General features: G+C 66.3%; 14 protein-coding genes. 9 read left to right on the top strand and 5 right to left on the bottom strand.

Annotation, left to right across the window (positions count from 1 at the left end; translation table 11 throughout):
• Positions 1 to 4: 4 nt before the first annotated feature.
• From A3M7_RS0116385 to A3M7_RS0116375, 3 genes are read left to right on the top strand one after another with little or no spacing between them, the layout of a single operon-like run.
• Positions 5 to 958 (top strand): hemin ABC transporter substrate-binding protein, encoded by a 954-nt coding sequence (locus tag A3M7_RS0116385; protein ID WP_027544900.1) that lies wholly within the window; start codon positions 5 to 7, stop codon positions 956 to 958.
• On the top strand, positions 955 to 2,052 hold the full coding sequence (locus A3M7_RS0116380; RefSeq protein ID WP_027544899.1) for an iron ABC transporter permease: 1,098 nt from the start codon (positions 955 to 957) through the stop codon (positions 2,050 to 2,052). Before A3M7_RS0116385 ends, A3M7_RS0116380 begins: the two co-directional genes overlap by 4 nt.
• Positions 2,049 to 2,852 (top strand): heme ABC transporter ATP-binding protein, encoded by an 804-nt coding sequence (locus A3M7_RS0116375; RefSeq protein ID WP_027544898.1) that lies wholly within the window; start codon positions 2,049 to 2,051, stop codon positions 2,850 to 2,852. Before A3M7_RS0116380 ends, A3M7_RS0116375 begins: the two co-directional genes overlap by 4 nt.
• A 52-nt stretch (positions 2,853 to 2,904) precedes the next feature.
• Here the strand turns inward: A3M7_RS0116375 and A3M7_RS0116370 are convergent, their stop codons facing one another.
• Positions 2,905 to 4,581: a mucoidy inhibitor MuiA family protein gene (locus A3M7_RS0116370; protein WP_027544897.1), complete on the bottom strand. Its 1,677-nt coding sequence runs from the start codon at positions 4,579 to 4,581 to the stop codon at positions 2,905 to 2,907.
• Between the two features lie 195 nt (positions 4,582 to 4,776).
• Complete coding sequence (locus tag A3M7_RS0116365; RefSeq protein ID WP_027544896.1) at positions 4,777 to 5,397, bottom strand: response regulator transcription factor; 621 nt, start codon at positions 5,395 to 5,397, stop codon at positions 4,777 to 4,779.
• Between the two features lie 198 nt (positions 5,398 to 5,595).
• Between A3M7_RS0116365 and A3M7_RS0116360 the strand changes: the two genes are divergently transcribed.
• Positions 5,596 to 6,633, top strand: a complete 1,038-nt coding sequence (locus A3M7_RS0116360) for an AraC family transcriptional regulator (RefSeq protein ID WP_027544895.1) — start codon at positions 5,596 to 5,598, stop codon at positions 6,631 to 6,633.
• Between the two features lie 2 nt (positions 6,634 to 6,635).
• Here the strand turns inward: A3M7_RS0116360 and A3M7_RS0116355 are convergent, their stop codons facing one another.
• Complete coding sequence (locus tag A3M7_RS0116355; protein ID WP_027544894.1) at positions 6,636 to 7,847, bottom strand: NnrS family protein; 1,212 nt, start codon at positions 7,845 to 7,847, stop codon at positions 6,636 to 6,638.
• A 129-nt stretch (positions 7,848 to 7,976) separates the two neighbouring features.
• Between A3M7_RS0116355 and A3M7_RS0116350 the strand changes: the two genes are divergently transcribed.
• Complete coding sequence (locus tag A3M7_RS0116350; protein ID WP_027544893.1) at positions 7,977 to 8,687, top strand: Crp/Fnr family transcriptional regulator; 711 nt, start codon at positions 7,977 to 7,979, stop codon at positions 8,685 to 8,687.
• A gap of 336 nt (positions 8,688 to 9,023) precedes the next feature.
• Here A3M7_RS0116350 and A3M7_RS0116345 read toward each other — a convergent pair whose 3' ends face one another.
• Positions 9,024 to 9,221: a DUF1858 domain-containing protein gene (locus A3M7_RS0116345; protein WP_027544892.1), complete on the bottom strand. Its 198-nt coding sequence runs from the start codon at positions 9,219 to 9,221 to the stop codon at positions 9,024 to 9,026.
• 256 nt (positions 9,222 to 9,477) lie between these two features.
• Positions 9,478 to 10,830 carry an oxygen-independent coproporphyrinogen III oxidase gene (gene hemN / locus A3M7_RS0116340; RefSeq protein ID WP_027544891.1) on the bottom strand — a complete coding sequence of 451 codons (1,353 nt, stop codon included), beginning with the start codon at positions 10,828 to 10,830 and terminating at the stop codon, positions 9,478 to 9,480.
• 160 nt (positions 10,831 to 10,990) lie between these two features.
• Here hemN and A3M7_RS0116335 point away from each other — a divergent pair, with 160 nt between their 5' ends.
• The 4 genes from A3M7_RS0116335 to A3M7_RS50270 all read left to right on the top strand — a co-directional run.
• The gene (locus A3M7_RS0116335) at positions 10,991 to 11,197 is read left to right on the top strand and encodes a hypothetical protein (RefSeq protein ID WP_027544890.1); all 207 of its coding nucleotides are present in this window, start codon (positions 10,991 to 10,993) and stop codon (positions 11,195 to 11,197) included.
• Positions 11,198 to 11,440: 243 nt separating this feature from the next.
• Positions 11,441 to 12,535, top strand: a complete 1,095-nt coding sequence (gene nirK, locus A3M7_RS0116330; RefSeq protein WP_027544889.1) for a copper-containing nitrite reductase — start codon at positions 11,441 to 11,443, stop codon at positions 12,533 to 12,535.
• A 53-nt stretch (positions 12,536 to 12,588) separates the two neighbouring features.
• Complete coding sequence (locus A3M7_RS0116325; protein ID WP_027544888.1) at positions 12,589 to 13,458, top strand: SUMF1/EgtB/PvdO family nonheme iron enzyme; 870 nt, start codon at positions 12,589 to 12,591, stop codon at positions 13,456 to 13,458.
• Positions 13,446 to 13,749 (top strand): hypothetical protein (locus A3M7_RS50270; RefSeq protein WP_210164297.1); only part of this gene is annotated, 304 nt, incomplete at its 3' end. The genes A3M7_RS0116325 and A3M7_RS50270, both read left to right, overlap by 13 nt.

Here is a 13,749-nt window from a genome sequence, read left to right as displayed (position 1 = left end):
TGCAATGACATTTTGCCGCACCCTCACAACGCTCCTGTTCACCGGCACGATCGCACTCGCGTCCACCGCGCGCGCCGCCGGCATCACCGTGCATGACGCCCGCAATCGCGATGTCACCGTTGCCGACGTCGCACGCACGGTCTCGATCGGCGGCGCCATCACCGAAATCCTCTACGCGCTCGGGCTCGAGGGCCGGCTGGTCGGCGTGGATACCACGAGCCTTTATCCGGCGGCGGCGCTGCACGACAAACCCAACGTCGGCTACATGCGCCAGATCTCGGCCGAGGGCGTGCTTGGTCTTAATCCCACGCTGATCCTCGCGATCCAGGGGTCGGGCCCGCGCGAGACCATGGACCTCCTCGAGACGGCGAAGGTGCCGCTGGTGCTGGTGCCCGAGACCTTTTCCGAGGACGGGCTGATCGAGAAGATCAGGCTGGTCGGCCACGCCATGGGCGTCGATGCACGCGCCGAATGCCTCAGCGCCGCGGTCGGCGCCGATCTCGCCCAGCTCCGCGCGCTGCGCGCCAAGGTGAAAAAGCCGGTGCGCGTGATGTTCGTGATGTCGCTGCAGAACGGGCGTGCCATGGTCGCCGGCCACAAGACCGCAGCCGACGAGATCATCCAGCTCGCCGGCGCCGCCAATGCGGTCGACGATTATGACGGCTACAAGATCATCGGCGACGAGGCGATCGTGGCGGCCAGGCCCGAATTCGTGCTGTCGATCGAGCGCGGCAAGGAGTCGCTCCAGGCCGACGCGGTCTATGCCCATCCCGGCTTTGCGCTGACGCCGGTCGCGGCCAACAAGAGCTTCATCACCATGGACGGACTCTATCTGCTCGGCTTCGGGCCGCGCACGGCGGCGGCGGCGCGCGATCTCTCCGTAAAACTCTATCCGGCATTGGCCGACCAGGGTGGCGCATTCCCGTCGGCTCTGTCGGCGGCGAATTGCCGGCAATGAGCGTGGCGATCGAGACCGAGGCGCGACGCCCGCAGCGACACGCTGGTGCGAGACGGCGATCCGCATCGTTCGCGATTCCTCTTCTGCTCGCGGTGCTCGCGGCCACCGCGGTCGTCGCACTGACCGTGGGCGCAGCCGGCATTCCGCTCTCCCGGCTGCCTGCCGCGCTCGGCTTTGCCGGCACCACGACAGCCGATGCGATGACGGCGCGCGACCAGCTCGTGCTGTGGTCGATCCGCATTCCCCGGATTGCGGCAACCGCGATGGTCGGCGGCCTGCTCGCCGCGGCCGGCGCGATCATGCAGGGACTGTTCCGCAATCCTCTCGCCGATCCCGCCCTGGTCGGCGTCTCCAGCGGCGGTGCGCTGGCCGCTGCGAGCGCGATCGTCTTCACGGACTCGCGTTTCGGCGAGACGTTGCGCTTCCTCCAGACCGAGCTGTTGCCGCTCGCCGCCTTCGCAGGCTCGCTGGCAACGACCGCGATCCTCTACGGCATCTCCAGCCGCTCGGGGCGGACCTCGATCGCGATCTTCCTGCTCGCCGGCGTCGCCATCACCGCCATCACCAATGCCGGTATCGGGCTTCTGGTGTTCATCGCCGACGACCGCCAGCTTCGCGACATTACATTTTGGCTACTCGGCTCGATGAGCGGCGCGACCTGGACCAAGGCCGCGGTGCTCGCGCCGATCCTCGTCATCGGGCTTGCCGCCTGCGCCTTCATCGCACGCGGCCTCGATCTGCTGGTACTTGGCGAGGCCGACGCCTTTCACGGCGGTGTCGACGTCGAGCGCCTCAAGCGGATCTCGATCGTCATGGTTTCCGCCATGACCGGGGTTGCGGTGTCGATCAGCGGCGTCATCGGCTTCGTCGGCATCGTCGTGCCGCATCTCCTCCGCCTCGTCATTGGACCGGCGCATCGCCTGCTGCTGCCGGCTTCGGTGCTGCTCGGCGCCATCCTGATGGTCGGCGCCGACACGCTGGCGCGCACCATCGTGGCGCCGGCGGAGATGCCGATCGGCATCTTGACCGCGGCCGTCGGCGCGCCGGTCTTCCTGGGAATCCTGCTGCGACAGCGCGGGCTCGCCTCGCTATGAGCGCGGTGATCGAGGCGCGACACTTAAGCAAGCGCGCCGGCCGCGCGAGGCTGCTCGATGGCGTCGGCCTGACGGTTACGGCTGGCGAGATGGTCGCCATCATCGGTCCGAACGGTGCCGGCAAGTCGACGCTGCTGCGGCTGCTGTCCGGCGATCTCCGTCCGAGCGAGGGCGAGGTACGCCTCAAGCAGCGCGACATCCACAGCTTCACGCCGCGCGAGCTCGCCGCGCGACGCGCGATGCTGTCCCAGCACATCAACGTCACCTTCCCCTTCACCGTCGAGGAGATCGTGCTGATGGGCGCGGGCGATCGCAGTCCGCGCGAGGCAGGCGCGCTCGTCGATGCTGCGCTCGACGAGGTCGGCCTTGCGCATTTTCGCGAGCGGCAACTGCCTACATTATCCGGCGGCGAGCAGCAGCGCGCGCATTTCGCCCGCGTGCTGGTGCAGCTCGCCTGCGGCGAGGCCGAGCATGGACCTGGACTTCTGCTGCTGGACGAGCCGACCTCGAGCCTGGACCTGCGCCACCAGATCGACCTCGTCGAGGCTGCCCGCCGCCGCGCGGCTGGTGGCACCGCCGTGATCGCGATCCTGCACGACCTCAACCTTGCGATCCGCTTCGCCGACCGGCTGGTCGTGCTGAACGGCGGCAAGCTCGCCGCCGACGGCCCGCGCGCCGATGTCGTCACGCACGAGACCATCCGCGACATCTTCGAGATCGACGCCGTCGTCCACCAGGCCGACGGCGTGCCTTACGTGCTGCCGCAATCGATGCGGGCGGCGGCGGCGCTGCCACGGTGAAGGTATACCCCTCGCCCCGCTTGCGGGGAGAGGTTAGATAGACGCGGCGTGCCTAGCCCGCCGGCGTCATGACGATGGCCTTGTCCTTGGGCCAGCGGATGCGCCAGGCGAACTTGATCTCCTTGATCTCGCCGGGTTTTGCGTCGAACGCCCATTCCAGCACGCCGCGCTTGTCGCGCAGATTGGTGGTCGTGGGCGGCGTGGTCGAGGACAGCATCTCGACGCCGATATCCTCGTTCTCGCTGACCGGAAGCTGATCCTCGATCGCGATGCGGATCGGGAAGTCGTGACCGTTGCGAACAACGGTGCGGAACGAACGCACGTCGGTCTTGGAGGACGTGATCACGCCAGCCGTGCCTTCGTTCTGCCTGATGACGGTGCGCTCGATCTTGATCCTGTCGTCGGCGCCGAAGCCGAGCCGGATCGCGTCGTTCCGCGCGGCGGTCGAGAATTTGCTGCGGCCGACGAACGTGCCGTCGCGGAAGATCGCGACCTTGCCGGGCAGCAGAGTGGTATCCTCGGCAAGCCTGAATGACGCCTCGAGGTAAGCGGTGGGATCCACGACCGGGGCGGCGCGGATGGCGAGGTCAGGCGTCACCGTCATGGAGGAGATGAGCAGGCTCTTGGCGCCCTCATTGGCGCCGAGACTGACGCGGCCGCTGATCTGATACACGGCCTGGAAATCGCCGATCTCGGCGTTGGCCTGCTGCTCGTCCGCGCGCTCACGCGGTTCGGGCTCGGCCGCTTTCGCCATCGCCGGAGATTGCGCCTGCCGCGTCATCGGCGGCGCGGGCATCGCCATGTCCGACGCCGTGCCCAATGCCAGCGGCTTCGGCAGTTGCGGATACCTCACAACCAGCGAATTCAGCTCCGGCGCGCTGCCGCCGCGGCCGATGCGGACCGTGGAGACGCCGAGCGTGACGTTCGACCAGTCCTCGCCGGTCGATTGCGTGACCTCGGCGCGGCGGACGAGTTCGAGCTGCGGCTTGCGGTCCTTCGCGCCGGTGTCGAGCCGGGCGTCATAGAGCGGCATCCATCGCGCATTGCGCACCGCATAGGTCACCCGCAGCGTCGCCTTCGTCGCCGCCGCGGAGGCGACGTCGATCCGCACCTCGAACTTGCTCGGGGGCTTGGCGGAGCGCTCGGCTTCGAGCTGCCCGATCTGGCGATCGATCTCGCGCTGCTTTCGCGTGGCATCGCGGATCGCAGTGTCGGCGGTCGCGATCTCCTCGGCAACCGCAGCAAAGGCCGCGCGCCATTCGGTGATCGGCCGCGCCTCGCCCTTCTCGCCAAGCCCGGCGGGTGAGGCCTCCGCAAAGTGCTGCGCGAATTTGCGCCGCGCAGCGGCTGAATCGATTGCACCTTGCAGATCGGCGCGCTGATCCTTCAGTGCCTCGATGCGCTTGTCGAGTTCCGGCAGGTTGACCGGCGGCGCCGCGCGCGGCGGCCGCGCGTCAATCGTGCCGATGGTGAGCTTGGCGCCCGCCTCGCCCTCGACGCGGAGGGAGGACGGATCGAGCGAGAGCGGAAAGTCCCTGGCGACCAGCGTGCTGTCGCCGGAGGCGAGATCCAGCGCAATGACGCGGGTGACGGTGGCGCCGTCGGGATAGACGGTGACGGTATCGATGGCCGATGTGGCGTCCACATCGGCGGCCCATGACGGCAGCGCGAATGCCGTGGTCACCAGAACCAGGCACGTCGTCGCCAAACATTTTGCGGTGATGCGCATGAAGTCCCTCCTGCCGATATCGCCGCGCCGCCAGCCGGACGCGCGATCAAATGCCTCGCCAACATGGTTGGACGCGGCAGGGAAGGAACTGGTTCGATTGGGGTTTCCGTTGGGCGCCGCTGCGGCGGCACCAAGGCCGCGGAACGCGTCGCACGCCGCGGCGGAGCCGTTAACCCAAAGTCCTTAGACAAGTCCTCAGACTTGGGTGGGCGAGCCCTGACCAAAGATGCGGCGGAGCAGATCGGTCACGTTCTTGGCGCCGGCCTTCTTCAGAATGCCGGCACGGTAGCCCTCGACCGTCCGAGCGCTCAGATGCATGCGCCGGGCGATCTCCTTGTTGGTCAGGCCGGCGGCGAGATGCTCGAGCACGTCGCCCTCGCGCGCCGTCAGGGGCTCGCAGCCGGGCAACCAGCGCTGGCGGTTCGAGTTGGGTTGCCCGAACTCGTCGATGGCGGCATCGATCCGGTCCACGATGTCATGGGTCCGGAACGGCTTTTCGATGAAGTCGGCCGCGCCGCTCTTGATCGCGTCAACCGCCATGGCGATGCTGCCATTCGCCGAAGTCACAAGAACCGGCGCCATGCAATTCTCCTCGCGCAGCCGCTTGAGCACGTCGAGGGCGGAGCGATCCGGCGGCATCTCCAGCAGCACACAGGCCGGCATCCGCGCCCTCGCTTCCGAGAGCAGGGACGCACCGTCGGCGAAGCAGATCACGTCATAGGCGCTCTGTTGGAGCGCGGTGGACAATTGTTCGCGGGAGGCGGCATCGGTGTCGATGACGAATACCTCACGCTTGGAAAGCATGTTCCCCGGCATAATCCCGATCCAGCAATGTCTTGGTCAAATGATCCGAAACGGCGGGGCCTCGTCGCGCCCGGCGTCATGAGCACGGCATTCACGCCCGTGCTTCGGTTTTCCTTATGTATGTTCCATCCCGTTCCCGGATTTGACGGATCGGGACAGAAACTTTACATTTCGGGACATCTGCGGGAATGGCTGGCACGAACGGTTTGCATGACCGACCTCATTCGCAGCGCAGGCTTGAGCTACTATCCGGAGGTCGCCCGGTCGGTCGGGCTCGACCCCAAACAGATGATGCGCAAGGTCAGGCTGCCGCTGGCCTGCCTCGACAAGCCGGATACCCCCATTGCCGTGACAGGCCTGCGCCGCCTGCTCGAACTATCGGCGAAGATGTCCGGCGCCGAAGATTTCGGCTTGCGCCTCGCCGAACGCGGCGGCCTGACCAATTTCGGCGCGGTCGGCCTGATCGTGCGCGAACAGGCGACCGTCGGCGAAGCGATCGAAGCGTTTTCGCGTTTCATCCATGTCCATCATGACGGCATGCGGCTCGACGTTGCGCGCAACAAGCAGACCGTAACCGTCGCGCTGCATCTGCGCGGCCGGCAGCCGAGCGCGCCGCGGCAGTCGATCGACATGGCGCTCGGCAGCGTCCACCGCATCATCCAGTCGCTGTTCGGCAGCGATTGGCGGCCGCAGGAAGTGCATCTGCATTATCCGCCGCCGCGCGACCGCAAGCGCTACCGCGACTTCTTCGGCTGCCACGTGACGTTCAACGCCGAGGACGACGCGATCCTGCTGTCGGTGCACGACATGGAGCGCCGGATCCCGAGCGCGCATCCGCTGATCGCGAGCTATCTGCGCAAGCGGATCGAGGCGATCGAGACCCGGCCGGCGAGCTGGGAGGAGAAGGTCGACGAGGTCGTGCGCCTCCTGCTCGCCAGCGGCGACTGCACGGTCGAGCGCGTGGCCGAGCATCTCGCCTGCACCCGCCGCACCGTCCACCGTCACCTCGCCGCGTCAGGCACCAGCTTCTCGGCCATCCTCGATGCGCAGCGCGCCGATCTCGTCGTCGAATTGATCGACGACCCCGGCCGGCCGCTGGCCGATATCGCGGCACAGCTCGGCTTCTCCGCGCAAAGCGCCATGGCTCGCTGGTTCCGCGGCCGCTTCGGCTGCACCATCACCGCATGGCGCAAGGGCGTGCGGCCGTTAGCCAAGCCCGCCAACGTGCCTTCGGCATCTGCGGCCTGACTCTATCGTGCCGGAGCGGGCACGCCCATGATGGCAAGCGCGCGCCGATTACTGCCGGCGAGCAGCGGGCCGAACGCAATCGCAAAGCCGAGGAAGGCGACGACCCAGCCGCAGGCGGCAATGTGCAGCAGCGCATCGCCATGCGCAGGCCACACCACGGCAGCAACCCGCGCCAGCGCCGCGGCGACGATCGCGACATAGATACCTTGCGTCGCCGGCGAAGCCGTCAGCGCCTGCCCGGTGTGGCCGAGGCTCGCGCGGGTCATCACCGCGAGCGTCATGGTTCCGGCCGCGCCCGCCATCCAGGCATGAATCCCCGCACTCGGCGGCAACGCGCCGAACACGGCCAGGGCATGCAGGAGGAAGCCGAGCGGCACGAAGACATAACCGACATGCAGGATCAGGAGCAGCCGTTCGCGCGAGGTGCGGTCGCCGGCCCAGCGCGCAAGCCGCACCAGATGCAGCACGCCAACGAGCGCCATCACGGCACCAGTGATCACGTTCAACGGCGCCACGATCCACGAGATCAGCGCCAACGCGCTCAATCCGATCACCGCTCCGTCGAAGCGGCCGAACGGCACCGGCAGGCGGCCGGGATTGAACTTGACCAACCAGTTGCGGGTGAAGCTCGGAATGATGCGGCCGCCGATCAGCGCGATCAGCAGCACGACCACGCCGATGCCGACGCGGATGCTGACATCGGCCGCGCCCGCGTGATGCGCCTCGAGATGAAAGCCGACATTGCCTGCGAGCAGCACGAGCACCAGGATCACGACGGGCAAGTTGCGCCAATTGCCGCCCGCGATGATCTCGCGCGTCGCGGCGGCGACGACCAGCGCCAGGAACGCAGCATCGACGACAAGTGCGAACGCCCAGCCGACCTCGACGGACAGCGTCACCGCCACGCGGCCGGCCAGCCACACCACCAGCAACGCGCCCAGGGAGGTGCCCTGAATCGGCAGCCGCCCGGTCCAGTTCGGGATCGCCGTGAACAGGAAGCCGGTGATCACGGCCGGCAGGAAGCCATAGAGCATCTCGTGGACGTGCCAATCGCGCGGCGCGAAGGCTGAGGTCACCGACAATTCGCCGTAGAACATCGGCAGCCAGGCCAGAATCGACAGCCCTGCCTGGACGGCCGCGAGCAGGAAAAAGGGCCGAAAGCTGTTCGCGAACAGCGGCCAGCCCGCAAAATTGCGGGATCGGGCGCCAGCCATGGGGCAACTCCTGTAAATTCAGACCGTTGCCTGGAAAAATACTGCCGTCCCGACCGGCCGGTTTTGCGCTATCGCAAACACCAGGACGATTGCAGGTGCCATCACACTTCCGAGCGCCAAGGAGGCAGAATGGCCAAGGTCGACACATCGCTGGTTGCGCATTTGCCGCTGTTTGCCGGGGTCACGCCGGAAGCGCTGGATGAGATCCTGCGCGAGGCCCGCTCGGCGCGCTATCCCAAGAACAGCGCCATCTTCGAGCAGGGCGCGGACGCGCAGTCCTTCTTCCTGCTGCTGCACGGACATATCCGCGCCGCCAAGACCACGCCGACCGGCGAGCAGATCGTGGTGCGCTACGTCGCGCCCGGCGAGACGTTCGGGCTCGCGATGGCGATCGGAGCCGCGCGCTACCCGGCGACTGCGATGGCCGTCGACGACAGCGTGGTGCTGATCTGGCCGAATTCGGCCTGGCCGCGGCTGGTCGAGCGGTTTCCGGCGCTGGCCGCCAACACGCTCCAGACCGTCGGCACGCGGCTCCAGGAGAGCCACACCCGCATCCTGGAAATGTCGACCCAGCAGGTCGAGCAGCGCATCGCACATGCGCTGCTGCGCCTCGCCAAGCAATCCGGCAAGAAGCTCGACCACGGCATCGAGATCGACTTCCCGATCAGCCGCCAGGACATCGCGCAGATGACCGGCACCACGCTGCACACCGTGAGCCGTATCCTGAGCGCCTGGGAGAGCCAAGGCCTCGTCGAGAGCGGCCGTCAGCGCATCATCCTGCGCGATCCGCATGGGATCGTCGTGCTGGCGGAACGGAGCCCCGACAGCGGCGCGGCGTGAGAGCGGCGCCAGGACGTTTCCTGAGATCGTCGGGCTATCACATGTGAAAGCATTTTGCTCGCAGCCCATCCTTCGCGACGCCCGCTTTGGGCGGGCTCCTCAGGATGAGGACGGAGTGCGCGGCAGCAGTTTCAAGAGGCACCGAAGCCGATTAGCCTCATCCTGAGGAGACCGCGAAGCGGTCGTCTCGAAGGACGAGGCGCGCGCCCAGGCCTACCCAAAGCCTTTGCGACAACCCTGCTCCCGGAAGATTGGGGTGAGAGCCGCTCCCGCTTACGGCGAAAGCGCTCCCTCACCCGGGAATCCGCACGCGGCCCGCGCGAATTCCAGACCGTCTCACGCCGGCACGCAGTCGCACAGCGCGGCGAGGAATTTTTCACGATCGATGCCATGCTCGCGGCAGGCGTCGTCCACCGTGTGGAAGGTTGCGATCGGACAGCCGACACAGGCCATCCTGAAGGCGAGAAACACGCGGATCGTGTGCGGCGCCATACGCATGATGTCATCGACCAGATCGTCGGATCGAAAGGGCATGGACAACTCCGTTCCGAAACGACGATAGCGGAGCGGGCGGCGGTTTCTTTGTTGGAGCGCAAGCTGGCGCAAGGTCTCTCAGATCGTCATTCCGGGGCGCGCGCAGCGCGAACCCGGAATCCATCGGGCAGCAACCTGTGCGGTGAAATGGATTCCGGGTTCGCGCCATCCAAGTCGGCTATTGCCGACTTGGATCTTGAAATATGCCGAACTCGGGTAAACCCGAGTTCGGGTGGCGCGCCCCGGAATGACGCAGTTACACCGCCCGGCTGTGCAGCTGCTTACCCGGGTCCAGATGCGCGTCGAACGCGGCGGCGACGCTGCGGACCAGAAAGCGCGAGTCGGTCGCGACCGCGAGCCGGTCGCCGTCAACCCTCACGACGCCGTCCGAGATCAGCGGCTTCAGACGCGACGCCGATTTGAGCATCGTCTCGGCCTCTGCTCCATGGCGCGCGCAGATGTCGCCGAGATCGGCGCCGAACTCGCACATGATGCGCTCGATGATGTCGGCGCGCAGCCGGTCGTCGCCGGTGAGTCCATAGCCCTTCGCGGTGGCGAGGCGGCCGGCACCGACGCTCTGCGCATAGGCGCCGATCTGCACCTCGTTCTGGACGTAACCCTGCGGCAGATGCCCGATGGCGCTCGCGCCGAAACCGAGCAGGACTTCGCCTTTGTCGGTGGTATAGCCCTGGAAATTGCGCCGCAGCGTCCGCTCCTCGAAGGCCACGGCCATGGAATCGCCGGGTCGGGCGAAATGATCGAGCCCGATCTGCACGTAACCGGCCTCCTTCAGCGCATTCGCGATCGCACAGGCCTGGTCGTGACGCGCCAGGCCGTCGGGCAGCGCGCCCTGGCTGATCATGCGCTGGTGCTTCTTGAAATCAGGCACGTGAGCGTAGCCGAACACCGAGAAGCGGTCGGGCGCGAGCGAGAGGCTGCGCCGCACCGTGTCCAGGCACGAGGCGACGGTCTGATGCGGCAGCCCGTAGATCAGGTCGAAATTGATTCCCGCGATGCCGGCACGCCGGAGCATGGCGACGACATCAGCCGTCTGCTCGAAGCTCTGCACGCGGTTGATCGCACGCTGTACGATGGGATCGAAACTCTGCACCCCGAGACTGGCACGATTGACGCCGGACAGCCGCATGGCCTCGACCATGTCGACGGTCAGCGTGCGGGGATCGATCTCGACCGCGATCTCGGCCGAAGGCAGCACGAAGAACGCCTGGCGCATCGCCGCCATCAACTCGACGAAAGCCTCCGGCGCCATGATCGTCGGCGTGCCGCCGCCGAAATGGATATGCTCGACCTTGATGCGGCGGCCGATGGTCTCGGCGACCTGCGCGATCTCGCTGCGCAGCGTCCGCTGATAGGCCGCGATCAGCTCGTCACGCCGGACGATCTGGGTATGGCAGCCGCAATACCAGCACATCTCGCGGCAGAACGGTACATGCAGATAGAGCGACGCGCTGGCCGCGGCAGGAAGCTCGGACAGCCACCGGGCGTAGGTGTCGGCGCCGATGACGGGCGAGAAGTGCGGCGCGGTCGGATAACTCGTGTAGCGCGGCAATCTCTCTTCGCCGTAGCTCGCTGCGAGATCAGCTCTCATATCTTACCCATTCGTAAATCTCAGCCGCGCATGGCCGCGGCAAGTCCCGGATGGCATTGAATTACCCGTTTTCGGGGCCGGCGACCTTGCGCTCGCTCAAAGTCCGAGCGCCGGATTGGGACGATGATGACGCTTAATCATTGCTCCCTGGAGATAGGCCATGGCGTCGTTCGCGCTCGATCTCGTTCTCTGGTTCACCGGCGTTCGCGGCCATATTCCGCGCTTCGACGATTTTCGTCCCGTCCCCTCCGCGCCCCCGGTCGGCGCGGGCCATCTCGTGCGCGTGCTGACGATCATGGCCACCGTCTTTGCTGCGCTGTCGCTCGCGGTCTGGGGCACTGTCTGGATCGCGATACAGTTGCTCTAGTTCGGCGCATCCATACGTTTACGATCAACCGCAACTGAACATGCGAACGAGTTGCCGCTGGCGCAACCGATGCCGTGCCATGTGCCGTCGTGCCGCTCACATCGTCGATGCCTTCAGCATACCTCCTAGGGAATTTCACGGAGGCGAATCCGGCAAAAGCTTGTCGCAGCGCAAACACTCTTGCCGTAACAGGCGCACACTGCATCCGTCATCAAAACCCTTTCAGATGAAGGATGCTTTACGATGTTCACCCGCAGAGCCGCATTGATCAGCGCCGCCGCGACCGCCCTGATGCTGGCGACCCCCGCCCTGGCTGCCGAGGATCTCAAACTGCCGCGTCAAAAGGTCGAGCTGGTCGCTCCGCCGTTCGTGCATGCGCACGAGCAGGCGACCAGGCAGGGCCCGAAGATCGTGGAGTTCAAGCTGACGATCGAGGAGAAGAAGGTCGTCATCGACGAGAAGGGCACCACCTTCCAGGCAATGACCTTCAACGGCTCGATGCCGGGCCCGCTGATGGTCGTGCATGAGGGCGACTACGTCGAAACGACACTGGTCAATCCCGCGACCAACACCATGCCGCACAACATCGACTTCCACTCCGCGACCGGCGCGCTCGGCGGCGGCGCGCTCACCCTGATCAATCCCGGCGAGCAGGTCGTGCTGCGCTGGAAGGCGACCAAGACCGGCGTGTTCGTCTATCACTGCGCGCCCGGCGGCCCGATGATCCCCTGGCACGTCGTCTCAGGCATGAACGGTGCCGTGATGGTGCTGCCGCGCGATGGACTGAACGACGGCAAGGGCCACGCACTGAAATACGACAAGGTCTACTATATCGGCGAGCAGGACATGTATGTGCCGCGCGACGAGAAGGGCAATTTCAAGTCCTATGACTCGCCGGGCGAAGCCTTCACCGACACCGAAGAGGTGATGAAGAAGCTGATCCCCTCCCATGTCGTGTTCAACGGCAAGGTCGGCGCACTCACCGGCAAGAATGCGCTCACCGCCAATGTCGGCGAGAACGTGCTGATCGTGCACTCGCAGGCCAATCGCGACAGCCGTCCGCATCTGATCGGCGGGCATGGCGACTATGTCTGGGAGACCGGCAAATTCGGCAATGCACCCGAGGTCGGCCTGGAGACATGGTTCATTCGCGGCGGCTCGGCGGGAGCGGCGCTGTACAAGTTCATGCAGCCCGGCATCTACGCCTATGTCACGCACAATCTGATCGAGGCCGCCGACCTCGGCGCCACCGCGCACTTCAAGGTCGAAGGCAAGTGGAACGACGATCTGATGACCCAGGTGAAGGCGCCTGCGGAGTTACCGGCCAACACCAACTAGACGCGACAAGGGGCCGGTGATCACCGGCCCCTTCTTCCTTTCGGGGGACGATCATGCTGATCGCATTCAAGCTGAAACTGGTCTTGGCTTGTGCGGCCGGGCTGGCAGGGCCGATCGCGGTGGCGCCGCTGGTCTCGGACATGGCGGTCCGCGGCACGGCGGAGCCTGCGATCGTCAAGATCGCGCCGGGCAGCCTGTCCTACCGCGAGGCCGGCGATTTCACGCGTGGCGGGCAGCAGGCCGAAGCGCCGCTGCGCGCGATGCGGTTCACCAGGCCGCTGCACGTCATGCGGCATCAGGTCTCGTCATCCGACTACCAGCTTTGTGTGCAGGACGGCGCCTGCCGTGCGCTCGATCGCGACGTGGCGATCGCCGCCGATCGCCCCGCGGTGCAGGTGAGCTGGCACGATGCGCAGGCCTATGCGGGCTGGCTCTCGCACAAGACCGGCAAGACGTGGCGCCTGCCGAGCGACGCGGAATGGGCGTTTGCGGCGGGCTCGCGATTCAAGGATGATGGCGCGCCGGTGGACGCGGACGATCCCTCGAAGCGCTGGATCAGCCGCTATGAGCGGGAATCCGAACGCGACCTCTCCGACACGACGGCCTATCCGTTCGGCAAGTTCGGCGCGAACGAGCACGGCATCGAAGATCTCGCCGGCAACGTCTGGGAGTGGACCTCGACCTGTTTCGTGCGCTCGCGGACCGACGAGGCCGGCAGTGCCGGCAAACCGACCGTGAATTGCGGCGTGCGTATCGCCGAGGGCGTCCACCGCGCCTATGTCACCGATTTCATCCGCGACGCCCGCGCCGGCGGTTGCGCGCAAGGCGTGCCGCCCGCCAATCTCGGCTTCCGCCTGGTGCGCGAGGAGCCGTCGTGGGTCGCGAGCGTGTCGGCGCGGTGGAGCAAGACATGGGGATCTTGACCGATGGTAGTGGCAGCACGCTCATACCTCTCCCAACGTCGTCCTGGCGAAGGCCAGGAGGTGGATTCACACTCGAAGTGCAACAGTTGAGAGGAGAAGGCCTCTGCCGGGGTTCTGAAGTCAAGGCATTTGCGCGGGGTGTTGTTGTAGGTGGCAACGGACTGGCGGAAGCGCTTGGTTGGGAGCTTTTCGAGGTCGGTCTTTCGGGGGATGAAGCGGCGCAAGCGGCCGATGGCGTTCTCGATGCCGCCCTTTTGCCACGGCGCGTGGGGGTCGCAGAAGAAGGTCTTC

Origin of the sequence: Bradyrhizobium sp. WSM2254 (genome assembly GCF_000472645.1) — a bacterium.
In the GTDB taxonomy this organism is placed as follows: Bacteria; Pseudomonadota; Alphaproteobacteria; order Rhizobiales; family Xanthobacteraceae; genus Bradyrhizobium; species Bradyrhizobium niftali.
Note: the sequence above shows the minus strand (reverse complement) of the source record. Positions and strands in the feature narration are given on the sequence as shown.

Excerpts from the sequence above, each read along its gene's own strand:
- A3M7_RS0116385 (WP_027544900.1), top strand. The coding sequence starts at position 5 with ATGACATTTTGCCGCACCCTCACAACGCTCCTGTTCACCGGCACGATC.
- A3M7_RS0116380 (WP_027544899.1), top strand. The coding sequence starts at position 955 with ATGAGCGTGGCGATCGAGACCGAGGCGCGACGCCCGCAGCGACACGCT.
- A3M7_RS0116375 (WP_027544898.1), top strand. The coding sequence starts at position 2,049 with ATGAGCGCGGTGATCGAGGCGCGACACTTAAGCAAGCGCGCCGGCCGC.
- A3M7_RS0116370 (WP_027544897.1), bottom strand. The coding sequence starts at position 4,581 with ATGCGCATCACCGCAAAATGTTTGGCGACGACGTGCCTGGTTCTGGTG.
- A3M7_RS0116365 (WP_027544896.1), bottom strand. The coding sequence starts at position 5,397 with ATGCCGGGGAACATGCTTTCCAAGCGTGAGGTATTCGTCATCGACACC.
- A3M7_RS0116360 (WP_027544895.1), top strand. The coding sequence starts at position 5,596 with ATGACCGACCTCATTCGCAGCGCAGGCTTGAGCTACTATCCGGAGGTC.
- A3M7_RS0116355 (WP_027544894.1), bottom strand. The coding sequence starts at position 7,847 with ATGGCTGGCGCCCGATCCCGCAATTTTGCGGGCTGGCCGCTGTTCGCG.
- A3M7_RS0116350 (WP_027544893.1), top strand. The coding sequence starts at position 7,977 with ATGGCCAAGGTCGACACATCGCTGGTTGCGCATTTGCCGCTGTTTGCC.
- A3M7_RS0116345 (WP_027544892.1), bottom strand. The coding sequence starts at position 9,221 with ATGCCCTTTCGATCCGACGATCTGGTCGATGACATCATGCGTATGGCG.
- hemN (WP_027544891.1), bottom strand. The coding sequence starts at position 10,830 with ATGAGAGCTGATCTCGCAGCGAGCTACGGCGAAGAGAGATTGCCGCGC.
- A3M7_RS0116335 (WP_027544890.1), top strand. The coding sequence starts at position 10,991 with ATGGCGTCGTTCGCGCTCGATCTCGTTCTCTGGTTCACCGGCGTTCGC.
- nirK (WP_027544889.1), top strand. The coding sequence starts at position 11,441 with ATGTTCACCCGCAGAGCCGCATTGATCAGCGCCGCCGCGACCGCCCTG.
- A3M7_RS0116325 (WP_027544888.1), top strand. The coding sequence starts at position 12,589 with ATGCTGATCGCATTCAAGCTGAAACTGGTCTTGGCTTGTGCGGCCGGG.